11 protein-coding genes are annotated in these 14,001 nt (G+C 68.8%); 2 read left to right on the top strand and 9 right to left on the bottom strand.

The window, feature by feature from the left end:
* Nucleotides 1-51: 51 nt before the first annotated feature.
* Nucleotides 52-1,056 (bottom strand): Bug family tripartite tricarboxylate transporter substrate binding protein, encoded by a 1,005-nt coding sequence (locus tag I6H87_RS22880; RefSeq protein WP_041688024.1) that lies wholly within the window; start codon nucleotides 1,054-1,056, stop codon nucleotides 52-54.
* Nucleotides 1,057-1,388: 332 nt separating this feature from the next.
* On the opposite strand from I6H87_RS22880, the gene I6H87_RS22875 reads away from it, so the two are divergent.
* On the top strand, nucleotides 1,389-4,094 hold the full coding sequence (locus I6H87_RS22875; protein ID WP_011616819.1) for a winged helix-turn-helix domain-containing protein: 2,706 nt from the start codon (nucleotides 1,389-1,391) through the stop codon (nucleotides 4,092-4,094).
* A 40-nt stretch (nucleotides 4,095-4,134) separates the two neighbouring features.
* Here the strand turns inward: I6H87_RS22875 and I6H87_RS22870 are convergent, their stop codons facing one another.
* Both I6H87_RS22870 and kbl read right to left on the bottom strand, forming a co-directional pair.
* A complete protein-coding gene (locus I6H87_RS22870; protein ID WP_010813492.1) occupies nucleotides 4,135-5,091 on the bottom strand; it encodes an L-threonine 3-dehydrogenase in 957 nt (318 codons plus the stop codon).
* A complete protein-coding gene (gene kbl, locus I6H87_RS22865) occupies nucleotides 5,091-6,290 on the bottom strand; it encodes a glycine C-acetyltransferase (RefSeq protein WP_011616818.1) in 1,200 nt (399 codons plus the stop codon). The genes I6H87_RS22870 and kbl overlap by 1 nt, the downstream gene beginning before the upstream one ends.
* A gap of 104 nt (nucleotides 6,291-6,394) precedes the next feature.
* Here kbl and I6H87_RS22860 point away from each other — a divergent pair, with 104 nt between their 5' ends.
* The gene (locus I6H87_RS22860) at nucleotides 6,395-6,991 is read left to right on the top strand and encodes a helix-turn-helix domain-containing protein (protein ID WP_010813494.1); all 597 of its coding nucleotides are present in this window, start codon (nucleotides 6,395-6,397) and stop codon (nucleotides 6,989-6,991) included.
* Between the two features lie 35 nt (nucleotides 6,992-7,026).
* On the opposite strand, the gene I6H87_RS22855 is transcribed toward I6H87_RS22860, so the two are convergent.
* The 6 genes from I6H87_RS22855 to I6H87_RS22830 are packed head-to-tail and all read right to left on the bottom strand — an operon-like array spanning nucleotide 7,027 to nucleotide 13,995.
* Nucleotides 7,027-8,196 carry a xanthine dehydrogenase family Fe-S subunit gene (locus I6H87_RS22855; RefSeq protein WP_011616817.1) on the bottom strand — a complete coding sequence of 390 codons (1,170 nt, stop codon included), beginning with the start codon at nucleotides 8,194-8,196 and terminating at the stop codon, nucleotides 7,027-7,029.
* Between the two features lie 9 nt (nucleotides 8,197-8,205).
* Nucleotides 8,206-9,033 carry an FAD binding domain-containing protein gene (locus I6H87_RS22850; protein ID WP_011616816.1) on the bottom strand — a complete coding sequence of 276 codons (828 nt, stop codon included), beginning with the start codon at nucleotides 9,031-9,033 and terminating at the stop codon, nucleotides 8,206-8,208.
* Nucleotides 9,034-9,036: 3 nt separating this feature from the next.
* Nucleotides 9,037-11,433 carry a xanthine dehydrogenase family protein molybdopterin-binding subunit gene (locus I6H87_RS22845; protein WP_011616815.1) on the bottom strand — a complete coding sequence of 799 codons (2,397 nt, stop codon included), beginning with the start codon at nucleotides 11,431-11,433 and terminating at the stop codon, nucleotides 9,037-9,039.
* A 33-nt stretch (nucleotides 11,434-11,466) separates the two neighbouring features.
* Nucleotides 11,467-12,093, bottom strand: a complete 627-nt coding sequence (locus I6H87_RS22840) for an N-carbamoylsarcosine amidohydrolase (RefSeq protein WP_011616814.1) — start codon at nucleotides 12,091-12,093, stop codon at nucleotides 11,467-11,469.
* A gap of 2 nt (nucleotides 12,094-12,095) precedes the next feature.
* Nucleotides 12,096-13,151: a 2,5-dihydroxypyridine 5,6-dioxygenase NicX family protein gene (locus tag I6H87_RS22835; RefSeq protein ID WP_010813499.1), complete on the bottom strand. Its 1,056-nt coding sequence runs from the start codon at nucleotides 13,149-13,151 to the stop codon at nucleotides 12,096-12,098.
* A gap of 16 nt (nucleotides 13,152-13,167) precedes the next feature.
* A complete protein-coding gene (locus tag I6H87_RS22830; protein ID WP_062804643.1) occupies nucleotides 13,168-13,995 on the bottom strand; it encodes an alpha/beta fold hydrolase in 828 nt (275 codons plus the stop codon).
* Between the last annotated feature and the right edge of the window lie 6 nt (nucleotides 13,996-14,001).

Here is a 14,001-nt window from a genome sequence, read left to right as displayed (position 1 = left end):
GGCGCCCGCACCAGCCGGCCCTGCCTGCCGCCATGCCCTGCCGGGGCCGCATCAGTCCAGGCGGATATTGGACGCCCGGATCGCTTCAGCCCAGTAGGTCTGCTCCACCTTCACGACATCGGCAAAGGCCGCGGGCGAGCTTCCCTTGACGATGATGCCGAGATCGACCAGCCGTGTGTGCAGCTCGGGGTTGGCCAGCACGCGGTTGACGTCGGCAGACACCTTGTCGACCACGGCGCGCGGCGTCGCCGCCGGCGCGAACAGGCCCAGCCAGCCCTGGCGCTCCAGCCCGGGCACGCCCGCCTCCTGGAAGGTCGGCACCTCCGGCAGCAGCGGCGAGCGCGACTGCCCGGCCACGGCGACCACCTTGAGCTTGCCGGCGCGCGCATGCGTGCGCGCGGTGACCGCGGCCACGACGCCGGCGGGCAGTTGTCCGCCAAGCAGGTCGTTGACCAGCGGGCCCTCGCCCTTGTAGGGCACGTGGGTCAGTTCAACCCTGGCGTTGCGGCCGAAGACCTCCATCTGCAGATGCCCGCTGGAACCCAGCCCGTAGCTGCCATACGGCAGCGGCTTGCCCAGCTTGCGGATGTAGTCGATCAGTTGCTTCACGTTGGCCGCCGGCACGTCGGGCTGCACCACCAGCGCCAGGTTGGAGGTCGCCAGCTCAGAGATCGGCGCGAAGTCACGCACTGCGTTGTAGTTTGCCTTGCTGTACAGCAGCGGCGCCTGGACCAGGCCGGTCAGCGCGAACAACAGCGTATAGCCGTCCGGCTCTGCCTTGGCCACCATGTCCGCGCCGATCATGCCGCCGGCACCCGGCCGGTTGTCCACCACCACGGCCTTGCCCCATGCCTTGGCCAGGCCGTCCGCGACCATGCGCGCGACCACGTCGCCGGTCCCGCCCGCGGCGTATGGCATCACGATGCGCACCGTGCGTGCCGGGAAATCCACCCCCGCACCACCCTGCGCGCGCGCACCCAGCCCAACCCCTGCCAGCGCCGCACCCGCGACGCCCAGACCCATTTGCTGCAGAACCCTGCGCCTGCCTTGCTGCATACCTTGTCTCCTGTGTCTCGTCTCCGGCAGCCGGCCTCGTGCCGTGCCGGCATCCTGCCGTGTCATACCCGGCCAGCCTCTGCGGGCCGCTGCCGGGAGCGCGTGCGGGTCAATGTAGGAGGCTCGGGCACCGCTGTCGTCCATCGAAGGGAGGAAATTCGGCAAGCCGGCAGAATCGTCCAAACGAACTAGGACGCAACCCTCAGGGCCGTGGAACAATCGCCCGGACCTGATGCCCTCCCGCCAAAATATTCCCGATACAGCACTTATGATCTTGTCTGCCACAGACGGGCCAGGGTGGCGGTGACGGGCATCGCCCCCAGGAGAGTGCATTGCATCCCTTTGCCAACCACGCCGTGAGCGGCGGCCCGCTGCCGACGGTGCTCGCCTCCAAGCTCGCGCCCCCCGTGGCGCACCCCGCCACGATCGGCCGGCCGCACCTGGTCGCGCGCATGGCGCAGGACCGCGCTGCGCGCGTGATCCTGGTGCGGGCCGCGGCCGGCTTTGGCAAGACCACGCTGATGCAGCAATACGCGGAGCATTGCGCAGCGCAGCAGCAAGCCACGGTGTGGCTGCGCCTGGATGCGGGCGACAATGACCTGCAACGGCTGCTGGTCCACCTGGACGCCGGCCTGGACGCGCTGCGCGGCGGCAAGCGGCGCGGCGCGGCAGCGCCGGAGCCGGCCAGCGGACCGCGCCTGGCGCAGCGCATCCTGGGGCTGGTGGGCGCCACGGCGCAGCCGTTCGCGATCATGCTGGATGATTTCGAGACCTTGCAGAGCCTGCCGGCGCTGGACCTGGTGCAGCAGCTGATCGAGGCGATGCCGCCCTGCGGCATACTGGTGATCGGCTCGCGCACCGCGCCGGAAATCGGCCTGGGCCGGCTGCGCGCGCGCGGGCAGTTGCTGGAGATCCCGCCCGCCGCCCTGCATTTTTCCGTCGACGAGGCCGCGCAGCTGCTGCGCAGCCGCTGCGGCCTGCCGCTGCGCGACAGCGACATCGCCACGCTGCATCGCCGCACCGAAGGCTGGGCCACCGCGATATACCTGGCCGCGCTGTCGCTGCAGCAGTGCAGCGACCACGCCGCCTTCGTCGCGGTGTTTTCCGGCACTCACCTGGAGCTGGGCGAATTCCTCGCCGAGGACATCCTGGCGCGGCAGTCCGACGCGTGCCGCGCCTTCCTGCTGGAAACCAGCGTGCTGGGGCAGCTGAGCGCGCCGCTATGCGACGCCCTCACCGGCCGCGCCGACGCGCGCGCGATGCTGGATCACCTCGAACGCGCCAACCTGCTGCTGTTCCCGCTCGATGCCGAACGCACGTGGTACCGCTACCATCGGCTCTTTGCCAGCTTCCTGCAGCACCGGCTGGCCGTGCAGGCGCCGGATCGGGTCGCGCCGCTGCACCTGGCCGCCGCGCACTGGTACCTGGAGCACGGCTACCCGATCCCCGCAGTGGACCACCTGCTGCAGGCGGGCCGTCATGACGAGGCGCTCAGCGCCATTGCCAGCCAGTCCGACTCGCTGCTGGGCACGGGCCGGGTGCGCCTGCTGTTGCGCTGGTTCGAGCAGATCCATCCCGCAACGCTGGCGCGGCAACCGGCGCTGGCGCTGACGCGCGCGTGGGTGCTGCTGCTCAACCGGCGCCACGCCGAAGCCATGGCCGCACTGGCGTCATTCCAGCCCGAACTTGAGCAACCCGGCGACGACAGCCAGCGTGCGCGCCTGGGGGTGGAAGCACAGACCATCCACTGCGTGCTGCTGGCCATGACCGACCAGGTCGAGGCCTGCCGCGATGCCGCCGGCGCGCACCTGCGCCGCCTGGCGCCCGACGAGCCCTTCCAGTACCGCATCCTGGCCAATTCGCTGGCCTACGCGCTGATCTGCACGCACCGCTACGACGAAGCGCGCAGCGTGCTGTCGCGGGCGACGCTGCGCGCGCAGCAGCCCCAGCCGGTACGCAGCCTCAGCGACACGCTGGAGGGCGTGATCGACCTGGTGCAGGGGCGCCTGGGCAACGCGCTGGCGCGCCTGCGCGCCGCGTCCGGCGACAGCCCGGGCAGCGACGTGTTCTGGGCACTGGCGCTGTATGAGCACGATGCGCTGGAAGAGGCCGGGCGCCTGCTGGCCAATGCGCTGCCCTACAGCAAGGGCAACGGCCCGCCCGATTCGCTGATCGCCTGTCACGTGCTGAGCGCGCGGCTTGCGCTGGCGCGCGGCGACCGCGGCCAGTGGCTGCAGCGCCTGGCTGAACTGGAGCAACTGGGACAGCAGTCCGGCACCGCGCGCATCGTGTGCTCGGCCTGGCTGGAGCGGGCCCGCGTCGCCACGCTGGAAGGCAAGCTGGAAACCGCATCGCAGGCGTTGCAGGCGGCCGACCTGTACGGCGGCTGGGAAGCGCTGGACGCCACCGGCCATGCCAACGACATCGACCGGCCTTCCATCGCGCGCTGCCGGCTCGACATAGCGCGCGGCAATATCGCGCCGGCGCTGTCCGCGCTGGATGCCGCCATCGACGCCGCACTGGCACGCCAGCGCTACTGGCGCCTGATCCGGCTGCGCGTCCTGCGCGCCACCGCGCTCGACGGCATGCAGCAGCGCGATGCCGCCCTGCAGGAAATGACCGAAGCCCTGCGCCTGGCCAGCCATGAAGGCTTCCTGCGCTCCTTCCTGGAAGAAGGCGAACGCGTTGCCGTGCTGCTGCGGGCCTGGGCAGGTGTCCATCTGGCACAGGCAGCAGCGCTTGGCGTGGCCGAGCCCTTTGTCGCGAGCCTGCTCGCGCGGCTTACCGACGCAGGCTCGACCAAGCCGGCCGCAGAACCGCCGGCGGAACCGGCGCACCAGCCCGACCCGCTGACCGGGCGCGAACTGGAAGTGCTGCGCATGCTGTCCGCGGGTTACCGCAATCGGGTGATCGCGCAGAAGCTGTTCCTGTCCGAGCTGACCGTCAAGTCGCACCTGCGCCGCATCCATGCCAAGCTGGGCGCGCAAAGCCGTACGGAAGCGGTGGCTCTGGGGCGCGCGCGCGGCCTGATCCCGTGAGCCACTGCGCGCACGCGCTTCCCGTTGGGGCCATAGCGCTTCAGCCCGCCAGCGTGGCCTTCAGGTTGGCAAGCATGTCCGCGACCATCTCCTTCAGTCCATACTGGGCCTTCCACCCCCAGTCCGCGCGCGCGACCGAATCATCGATCGAATCCGGCCAGCCCTGCGCAATCGCCTGGCGATAGTCGGGTTCATAGCGGATCTGGAAGCCCGGCACCTGCTCGCGGATGGCCGCGGCGATCTGCGCGGGCGTGAAGCTCATGCCGGCGATGTTGTAGCTGCCGCGCTCGCTCAGCTTGTCCGCCGGGGCTTCCATCAGTTCGATGGTGGCGCGGATCGCATCGGGCATATACATCATCGGCAGGGCTTCGTCTTCCTTCAGGAAGCAGGTGTAGGGCTCGCCCGTCACCGCCGCATGGAAGATGTCGACCGCATAGTCGGTGGTGCCGCCGCCGGGTGGCGTCTTGTGCGAGATCAGGCCCGGATAGCGCACGCTGCGCACATCCACGCCGTGGTTGGCGTGATACCAGCGGCACCAACCCTCGCCCGCCTGCTTGGAGATGCCGTAGACCGTGGTGGGCTCCATCACGGTCTTCTGCGGTGTCTGTCCGGCAGGCGTGGTCGGGCCGAAGGCTGCAATCGAGCTTGGCCAGAACACCCGCTCCAGCCCGGTCTGCCGCGCCAGCTCCAGCACATTGAGCAGGCTGGTCATATTGAGGTTCCAGGCCCACTGTGGCGCCTTTTCGCCGGTGGCGGACAGCGCGGCGGCCAGCAGGTAGACCTGGGTGATGCCATGGCGCTCGACCACGGTGGCCAGCTCGCCGCGGTCGGTGGCGTTGAGCATCTCGTGCGTCAGATGCACATGGCGGCCGGTGGGCACCACGTCGGAGGTGATCACGTTGGTGCGCCCGTAGCGCTCGGCCAGCGCCAGTGCCAGTTCAGACCCGATCTGGCCGTTGGCGCCGACAATCAGGATCTTCGGTTTGCCAGCTTCCATCAGATCAGCCCCAGTTCACGGCCAGCCTGGCCGAAGGCATCCAGCGCCGCCTGCAGCGCGGCCTCGTCATGCAGCGCGCTCATCTGCACGCGGATGCGCGCCTGGCCCTTGGGTACCACCGGGTAGAAGAAGCCGACCACGTACACGCCCAGCTCCAGCAGGCGCTGCGCCAGTTGCTGCGCCTTGTCGGCGTCGTAGACCATGATCGGGATGATCGGGTGGTCGCCCGCCTTGACGTCGAAGCCCAACCGGTCCAGTCCCGCGCGGAAGAACCTGGTATTGCCCTCCAGCCGGTCGCGCAGCTCGGTGCTGGCTTCCAGGATATCGAGCACCGCGATCGACGCGCCCACGATGGCCGGCGCCACGGTGTTGGAGAACAAATACGGCCGCGAACGCTGGCGCAGCAGTGCCACCACTTCCTTGCGCGCGCTGGTGAAGCCGCCGGAGGCGCCACCCAGCGCCTTGCCCAGCGTGCCGGTAATGATGTCGATCTTGCCGAACACGCCGCGCGCCTCATGCGTGCCGCGCCCGCGCTGGCCCATGAAACCGGTGGCATGGCATTCATCTATGCCCAGCAGCGCGCCGTACTCGTCGCAGATCGCGCGCATCTCGTCGAGCCGCGCCACGGTGCCGTCCATCGAGAACACGCCGTCGGAAAACACCAGCGTGTAGCGCGCGCCGTCGGCCCGCGCCTGCTCCAGTTGCACGCGCAGGTCGTCCATGTCGTTGTGCTGGTAGCGGTAGCGGCGCGCCTTGGACAGGCGGACGCCGTCGATGATCGAGGCATGGTTGAGCGCATCGCTGATGACCGCGTCTTCCGCGCCCAGCAGCGTTTCGAACAAACCGCCATTGGCATCGAAGGCCGAGCCATAGAGGATGGTGTCCTCGGTGCCGAGGAAGGCCGACAGCCGCGCCTCCAGCGTCTTGTGCAGGTCTTGCGTGCCGCAGATAAAGCGCACCGAGCTCAGCCCGAAGCCATGCGTGCGCAGCGCTTCATGCGCGGCCTCGATCACCTGCGGGTGCGACGACAAGCCAAGGTAGTTGTTGGCGCACAGGTTGATGACCTCGCGGCCGTCGGTGGTGCGCACCCGCGCACCCTGCGGCGTGGCGATCACGCGCTCGTTCTTGAACAGCCCCGCCGCGCGGATGCTTTCGAGTTCGGTACGGATGGATGCATAGAATGCCTCGGCATTCGACATGGCTTGGCTCCCGTTGGTGTGCGAGGGATATGCTAGGATTCGATCGATAAATCGAACACGTTCTGTATATCGAACATTTTGCGCAATATAACGAACATTAATCCATGACGCAAGCCCTCGCCCAGACCCCGCAGGCCGATGGCCCGCCCGCCGTCGGCATGGCGCTGCAGGCGCTGCGCCAGCAGCAACGGCTGTCGCTCGATGAACTGTCACGCCGTGCCGGGGTTTCCAAGTCGATGCTGTCGCAGATCGAACGCAACCTGGCCAACCCCACCGTGGCGGTGCTGTGGCGCCTGGCCAATGCGCTTGGGGTGAACCTGACGGACTTCCTCGCCGGAGGCGCCGCTGAGCGCCCCGCCGGCGGCATCACCGTGGTCCAGCCGCACGCGATCCCGTCGCTGAAAAGCCCTGATACCCGCTGCGACCTGCGCATCCTGGGCCCGATCGACCTGGCCGGGCGCTTCGAGTGGTATGAGCTGACCATCCAGGCCGGCGGCGTGCTGGCCTCCGAGCCACACGAGGCCGGCACCCAGGAACACCTGTCTGTGCTGAGCGGATCGATGACAGTGCGCGCGGGTGCCGATGAAAAGAAGCTGAGGCACGGCGAGACCGCGCGCTATGCGGCCGATGTCGCACATGCGATCTCCAATGGCGGCAAGACCACTGCCACCGCACTACTGGTTGTAGTGCATCCGGGCTGACGCGGGCAAGGGTTGCGACAGCCCGGAGGGCGGGTTCAGCGGGCGCCGAACCACCGTTTGACCCGCTCCCACAGCACGCCGAAGAACATCGCCGCGGGATTGAGGCGTACCGCCTGGTTGCGTTCGGCATCGCTCAGCGTCGGGTCCATCCGGCGCGCCACCGACTTGCCGAAATCCGCAATCATGCGCCGCACGAAATCGCGCACCAGCCCCGACCGCGAGAACTGCGCCAGCGGCCCCTGCAGCGAATACTGCAGGTCGACCGCAACCTCGGTCTCGTGCGCGGCAAGCGCCTTCAGCTGGTAGGCGATGTCGCCCGCGGCCTTGGAATTGCTGAGCGAGTCCTGCCCCGCCCCCTTCAGCACGCCGCGCTTGTTCGCGTCGTCGCGCTGCAGGCGCGCGGCGCCTTCGAACCTGGCGGACATCGGGCCGAACTTGATGGCGATATGGCCCTTGACCTTCTCCCCCTCCATTTCAGTGAGCACCGCACCCGGCAGGCAGCCTGCCACGGCCGGCAGGTCGGCCATGAAGGCCCATACCGCGTCGAGCGTATAGGGGACGGTGAAGCCGCCTTCGATGCGCGACCAGCCCTTGCGGTCGGCTGACCGTTCCGCCTCGGCGCCGGTGCCCGCGGCCAGGTGAGGCAGCGTGCCGAGCGCTTCGTCCGCAACGGCAAAACCGGTGAACGGCGCTTCGGCCGGCGCCGCGCCCGCGGCGTGCCGCGCAATCACGCCGGCTGTTGCGCGGCGTGCGTCCAGCACCGAGCGGATGGCGGCGACGATTCCCATATAGCCGGTGCAGCGACACAGGTTGCCCGACAGCTCGTGACGGATGGTGGCGTCGTCGGCGTCGGGCAGGCGCAGCACGATGTCGCGCGCGGTCGCCAGCATGCCCGGCGTGCAGAAGCCGCACTGCAGCGCGTGGTGCTGGTTGAACGCCGCGCGCAGGCCGGCCATCACGGCATCGTCCTGGTAGCCTTCGACGGTGACGATGTCGGCGCCCTGGCAGGCAGCCGCGAAGGTGATGCACGAACGCACCGGCTTGTCGTCGAGCAGCACGGTGCAGGCGCCGCACACGCCGTGCTCGCAGCCGAGGTGGGTGCCGGTCAGCCGGTGCGTGTCGCGCAGGAAGTCGCCCAGGTGCGTCCGGTCCGCGCACGCGCCGGAAACCCGGCGGCCGTTGACACTGAATTCGATGGTCTGCACGGGCGCTCCTCAGTTCAGCATTTGCGTGACGCAGCGCATCACGACGGTACGGTAAAGCTTGCGGTCGATGGCGTCCTTGCCGGGCGCGGCCTGCGCCACCGCTTCGTCCACGGCACCGGCGGTGAGCGCCGCGGCGCCTTGCGCGGCGACCGCGCGCGTGAGGCCGGGCAGCACCACCGGCGGTCCGTCCAGCGCGCCGAGCACGATGCGTGCGAAGCGGCAGCCGGCATCGAAGTACGCGGCGCAGCTGGCTTCGGCAAACTCGCCGGTCTTGCGGCACAGCTTCTGGTAGCCCCAGCGGCTGTGCGCGGTGGCGTGCGGCACGCGCACGGCGGCGATCAGCTCGCCATCGGCCAGCACCGTGGTGTAGGCGCCGATCATGAAGGCTTCCATGGGCACCTCGCGCGTGCCGGTGCCTGATGCAATCTCGATGCGCGCACCCAGCGCGGTCATCACCACGACCCAGTCCGCGGCCGGGTCCGCATGGGCCAGGCTGCCGCCAACGGTGCCGCGGTTGCGGATCGCGCGGTAGGCAATGCCGCCCGCCACGGCCTGCAGCATGGTGCCCTGCAGCGGCGCGAACACGCCGTCCTCGATCTGCGCATGGGTCACGCAGGCGCCGATGCGGATGCCATCGGGGGTGGACGCGACTTGCCGCAGTTCGGCCAGCCCCGACACATCGACCACCGTGTCAGGACGGGTCAGCCGCAGGTTCAGCATCGGGCCGAGCGACTGGCCTCCGCCCATGGTCTTGGCCACGTCGGTGCCCGCGCCAAGGCGGGCCAGCGCGTCCGGCAGCGAGCCGGGCGCATGATAGGAAAAGGCGACGGCTTTCATCGGTCAGGCTGCCTTCTTGCTCTGTGCGCCGGCCACTGCCGCATCCAGCGCTTCAAGGATCTTTCTCGGGGTCAGCGGCGTCTCCTGAAGTTCGACGCCGAAGCCGCGCAAGGCGTCGTTCACCGCATTGAAGATCGCCGCCGGCGGTGCGATGGCACCGCCCTCGCCCATGCCCTTGGCGCCGAATTCCGTATGCGGCGACGGCGTCTCGAAATGATGGATGCGGATCGACGGAATCTCGGTCGGCCCGGGCAGCATGTAGTCCGCCAGCGTGGAAGCCAGCGGCTGCCCGTTGCCGTCATAGCGCATCTCTTCGAACATCGCGGTGCCGATGCCCTGTGCCACGCCGCCATAGGTCTGGCCCTCGACCACCATCGGATTGATCATGGTGCCGCAGTCCTCCACCACCACGTAGTCCAGGATCTCGACATGGCCGGAATCGGTGTCGACTTCCACCGCGACCGCATGCGTGGCGTAGGTGAAGCTGCCGGTGTCGACCGCGGGCTTGAAGCCCATGGTGACCTCCAGCCCTTGCGCATCCACATCGGGCGGCAGCAGGTGGGGATTGATGTACCAGGCGTCGGCAATACGGCCGATGTCGATGGCGTCGGCATCGCCCGCACGAACCGCGCCGGCTGCAAACGTTACCGCCTCCACCCGCTGCCCCAGCATATGCGCGCCAATCTTCTGCAGCCGCGGCAGCAGCGCCTTGCACGCCCGCGACACCGCGCCGCCCGACATCACCAGCGAGCGCGAGGCATAGGTACCGGTGGAGAACGGCGTGAGTCCGGTATCGCCGTGCACCAGCTTGATCCGTCCGATGTCGATGCCCAGGATCTCGTGGGCAATCTGCGCGAAGGTAGTCTCCATGCCCTGCCCGTGCGAGTGCACGCCGACGCGCACCTCCAGCCCGCCGTCCGGCGTGATGCGCACCGTCGCCGAGTCGAAGCCGGGGATCACCGGCGTGCCCCAGGCCGCGAACACGGAAGTGCCGTGCGCCGACTGCTCGGTGTAGGTGCCAAAGCCCACGCCGACATAGCGGCTGCCCTGCGGACCCGCCTGCTGCCGCGCGCGGATCGCGGGCAGGTCGATCATCTCCATCGCCTGGCGCACGCTGGCCGGGTAGTCGCCGCCGTCGAAGTGCTTGTTGGTCACGTTGACGTAAGGCATGGACTGCGGCGGCACCAGGTTTTCAACGCGCACTTCCCACGGCTCGCGTCCCACCTCGCGCGCGATCGCGTCGATCATCAGCTCCATGGCGAAACAGACGCCGGTCCGGGCCACACCGCGATACGGCACGAAACCCGGCTTGTTGGTGGCCACGCAGGTAGTCTCGCAGCGGTATCCGTCGAAGGCATAGGGACCGGGCAGGTTGCCGATCGCCTGCCCCGGCTCCAGCCCGATGGTGAATGGCCAGACCGAATAGGCACCGCCGTCGATGGCAATGTTCGCGTCCAGCGCCAGCAGGCGGCCGCGCTTGTCGGCATAGGCGGTAAGCTCGTAGTGATGCTCGCGCGAGTTGGCGCCGGCGGTCAGGTGCTCGCGCCGATCCTCGATAAAGCGGAACGGCCGCTTGTAGGTCAGCGCCAGCCAGGCGATACAGAGCTCTTCCTGCTGCAGCACGCATTTGTAGCCAAAGGCGCCGCCAACGTCCGGCGAGATCACGCGCACGCGCGCCTGGTCCAGGTCCAGGCAATGGCTCAGGATGGTCCGGATCATATGCGGCACCTGGGTGGCGCTGTACACCACCAGCTGGTCGAACTGGTGGTCCCAGTAGGCCAGCACCGCCTTGCCCTCCATCGGCACCATGCACTGGCGCGCCAGGTTGACCTTGCGGTGAACGACGACGGAGGCCTCGCGCTGGCGCGCCTCGAAGTTCTTGTCGATATTCAGCGTCAGGAAGGTGTTATCGCGCCAGTGTTCGTGCACGCGCACCTCGCCAGCGAGCTGGCGGGCCTGCGCCACGTCGGTCAGCGCGGGCAGCTCGTCGAACTCGGCCACCACCTGCTCGGCGATGTCCTCGGCTTCGGCGCGCGTGGGGGCAAAGGCCATGGCAACGGGCTCGCCGACAAAGCGCACCTTGCCGCTGGCCAGCGGCGCCTGAGCCGACGGCTGGTAGGACGGGAACGCCGAATCCGCGACGATGTCCCGCGCCGCCGCCATGTCCTCGCGCACGATCACCGCTTGCGCGTGGCGCGCGGGCTTGGTCACGGACAACAGCCTGGCATGCGCCACGGGGCTGCGCAGGAAGGCCACCTCCTGCAGGTCCGGCATGGCGATGTCCGCGACAAAGCGGCCCTTGCCGTGCAGGTGCCTGGCGTCTTCCTTGCGCGCCACCCGGGCTCCCACGCCCTGGCCGCACCCTCCTTCCGAATGATCCGGTTCCATCGACGATGTCATTGTTTTATCCGTCCCGATGATTCATGCAAGCGCTCATTCGCGCACCCCGATGGCCGCCAGCCCTTCCGCGCGCGTGGTGACCGTCGCATATTTCTGCTCCATGTCGAACAGGTTGGCCTGGTGCGGTCCAAGCGCGCGGTCGCCGACGCAATCCGACAGCACCAGCGGCCGCAAGCCGTACTGCATGGCGTCCACCACGCTGGCGCGCACGCAGCCGCTGGTCACCGCGCCGGCCACCACCAGCGTGCGCACGCCGCGCTGCGTCAGCCAGGCGGCCAGCGACGTACCGAAGAACGCCGACGGCACGGTCTTGCGCACCACCAGCTCGCCCACCCGCGGCGCCAGTTCTTCGACGATGGCGCTGTTGCGTTCGCGCTCCTTCAGCGACAGCATGTTCGGCACCTTCATGGAAAAGATGTTGTGGTCCGAACCATCGTCCGCAAAGACGATGCGGCTGTGCGCAATCGCCCAGCCTTCGCGCCGTGCCACGGCCAGCAGCGGCACGGTGTTGGCGATGGCCTCGCGGATATTGCCGCCGCCGAACACCTCCGGGTCGGCAAAGCCGTTGACGAAATCGACCAGCAGCAGCCCGAACGGGCCCGCCAGTTCCAGGTCGTTGCCGAAGCCCTGGCGCTGGTACGCGCCGATCTCCTTGTGCATGGCTACTTCTCCTCCGGGTAGCGGAACCCGTCCATGACCTTGCCGCGGCTCACCACATCCACGCCGTCCAGGCGCACGGTGCAGTTGCGCACGGGAATATCGATATGGCAGGCCGTGGTGCGGCTGCCGCCGGCTTCGTTATTGGGGCCGAGCGAGAACAGGAAGTTGCCCTCGAACGCGCGCGCGTCCATGCCGATGGTGGCCTCGCGATCGTACAGCCCCAGCGTGGACCAGTGCGCGCGCGGCTGCAGCCCCCAGCCGATATGCGAGATGGCATAGGCCTGCGGGTCGTTGAAGGAGGCCATGTACTCGCTCAGCAGTTCGGCGTGCAGGCCGCCTTCGATGCGCGTGGCAAAGCCGCCCTCCACCGTCAGCATGACCGGCTCGGTGACGTAGGTCTTCTGCGGCAGCAGGATGTCGCCGCGCTCCAGCACGATGGTGCCATTGGCAGCGCCCTCGTTGGGCCAGGTCAGCGCGAAGCCGCTGGGCCAGTGGTCCCAGCGCCCGGGCTCGTCGACAAAGCCATACTCGCTGATGGCCGGGAACTCGCCCAGCGGGCAGCGCAGGTCGGTGCCGGCCGGCGACACCACATGCATCTCCTTGGCGCGGGCCAGCCGCTCGGAGGCGGCCTTGACGCGCTCGCGGTCGGCCTCGCAAGGCACCAGGCGCGTCAGCACCTCGGGCGGCTCGGCGGCCAGCAGGATTTTGGTGCCGCCCTTCAGGATGTCGTGCTGTTCGGGGGAGAACAGCAGCGTCATCAGGTCCAGCACCAGGTCGCTTTCCCTGAGCGCGGCAATCGCGGCCCGGTTGCCCGTGAGCGGGGTCGTGCCCAGGTAGGCCAGCGCGTCGCGGCTCAGCGCCTTTTCGCCGTTGACGGGCGGCAGGTCGAGCCGGTTGACGATGGCACCCATCGCCTGCGTGGCGATCAGCGCGGTGGAGAGCGTCTGCGGGTGGGTCGCGGCGCTGGTCAGGATGGTGACGGTCTGCCCCGGCTCCAGCCGCGACAGCTTCAGCACCTTGCGCCAGGCCTCGATCATCTGGTGGTCACTTACCGGCATGTCGCCTCCTTGCTTGTCATTGCGTCAGCGGCGCGCCGAGGAAATCCCCAAACGCCGCGTAAAAGCCCGCTTCGTCATCCCACGGGATCATGTGGCCGGCCCCGGCAACGTGGCTGACCAGCACCCCCGGCAGCAGCGTGCGGATCTCCGCCACGTCTTCAGCGCGCACCACGTCGCCACGCCCGGCGGTCATCAGCAGCGTCGGCACCTTGACCCGGGGCAGATCCGCATGGATGTCGTCGCGATGGAAATCCTCAAAGCTGCGCACCACGGCGTCTTCGTTGCAGGTATGCAGCCATTCGGCGCGCAGGCGCAGCTGCTCGTCGGTCCAGGTCGGGCAGAAGCGGCGCATGCCTTCCACGTCGGTGCCCTGGCGCGACAGGCGGATGGAATCCACATACCACGGCAGTTGCGCAGGATACGCGCGGCGCCCGGGCCCCGACACCGGCGGGTCGACCAGCACCAGTCTGGCCAGGCCGCCAGGCCGGCCCGCCGCGGCGCGCACGCCGATGCGCGCGCCCATCGAATGGCCAACCACGCTGTGGCGGCGCAGGCCAAGTGCCTCGGCAAAGGCCACCACGTCGCGGGCCTGGGCGTCGAGGCTGTAGTCCATCCCGGCCTCGGCCGACGACAGGCCACGCCCGCGCACATCCAGCACATAGGTATCGAAGCTGGCGCCAAAGCGCTCGCCGACGAAGCCCCAGGTGATTGCCGGGCTGGTGATGCCCGGCACGATGATCACGGGATCGCGCGCGGCGCGTTCACCGTCGTTTCCACCATAGCGCAGGAAGTGCTGGCGAATGCCGTTGGCATGGACATGCCCGCCATAAAGGAAGGTGGTCATGGCAAG

Source organism: Cupriavidus necator (genome assembly GCF_016127575.1).
Taxonomy (GTDB): domain Bacteria; phylum Pseudomonadota; class Gammaproteobacteria; order Burkholderiales; family Burkholderiaceae; genus Cupriavidus; species Cupriavidus necator_D.
This window is presented reverse-complemented; position numbering and strand designations above follow the sequence as displayed.

Coding starts and splice junctions, on each gene's coding strand:
- I6H87_RS22880 (WP_041688024.1), bottom strand. CDS start 1,056: ATGCAGCAAGGCAGGCGCAGGGTTCTGCAGCAAATGGGTCTGGGCGTC.
- I6H87_RS22870 (WP_010813492.1), bottom strand. CDS start 5,091: ATGGAAGCTGGCAAACCGAAGATCCTGATTGTCGGCGCCAACGGCCAG.
- kbl (WP_011616818.1), bottom strand. CDS start 6,290: ATGTCGAATGCCGAGGCATTCTATGCATCCATCCGTACCGAACTCGAA.
- I6H87_RS22860 (WP_010813494.1), top strand. CDS start 6,395: ATGACGCAAGCCCTCGCCCAGACCCCGCAGGCCGATGGCCCGCCCGCC.
- I6H87_RS22850 (WP_011616816.1), bottom strand. CDS start 9,033: ATGAAAGCCGTCGCCTTTTCCTATCATGCGCCCGGCTCGCTGCCGGAC.
- I6H87_RS22845 (WP_011616815.1), bottom strand. CDS start 11,433: ATGACATCGTCGATGGAACCGGATCATTCGGAAGGAGGGTGCGGCCAG.
- I6H87_RS22840 (WP_011616814.1), bottom strand. CDS start 12,093: ATGCACAAGGAGATCGGCGCGTACCAGCGCCAGGGCTTCGGCAACGAC.
- I6H87_RS22835 (WP_010813499.1), bottom strand. CDS start 13,151: ATGCCGGTAAGTGACCACCAGATGATCGAGGCCTGGCGCAAGGTGCTG.
- I6H87_RS22830 (WP_062804643.1), bottom strand. CDS start 13,995: ATGACCACCTTCCTTTATGGCGGGCATGTCCATGCCAACGGCATTCGC.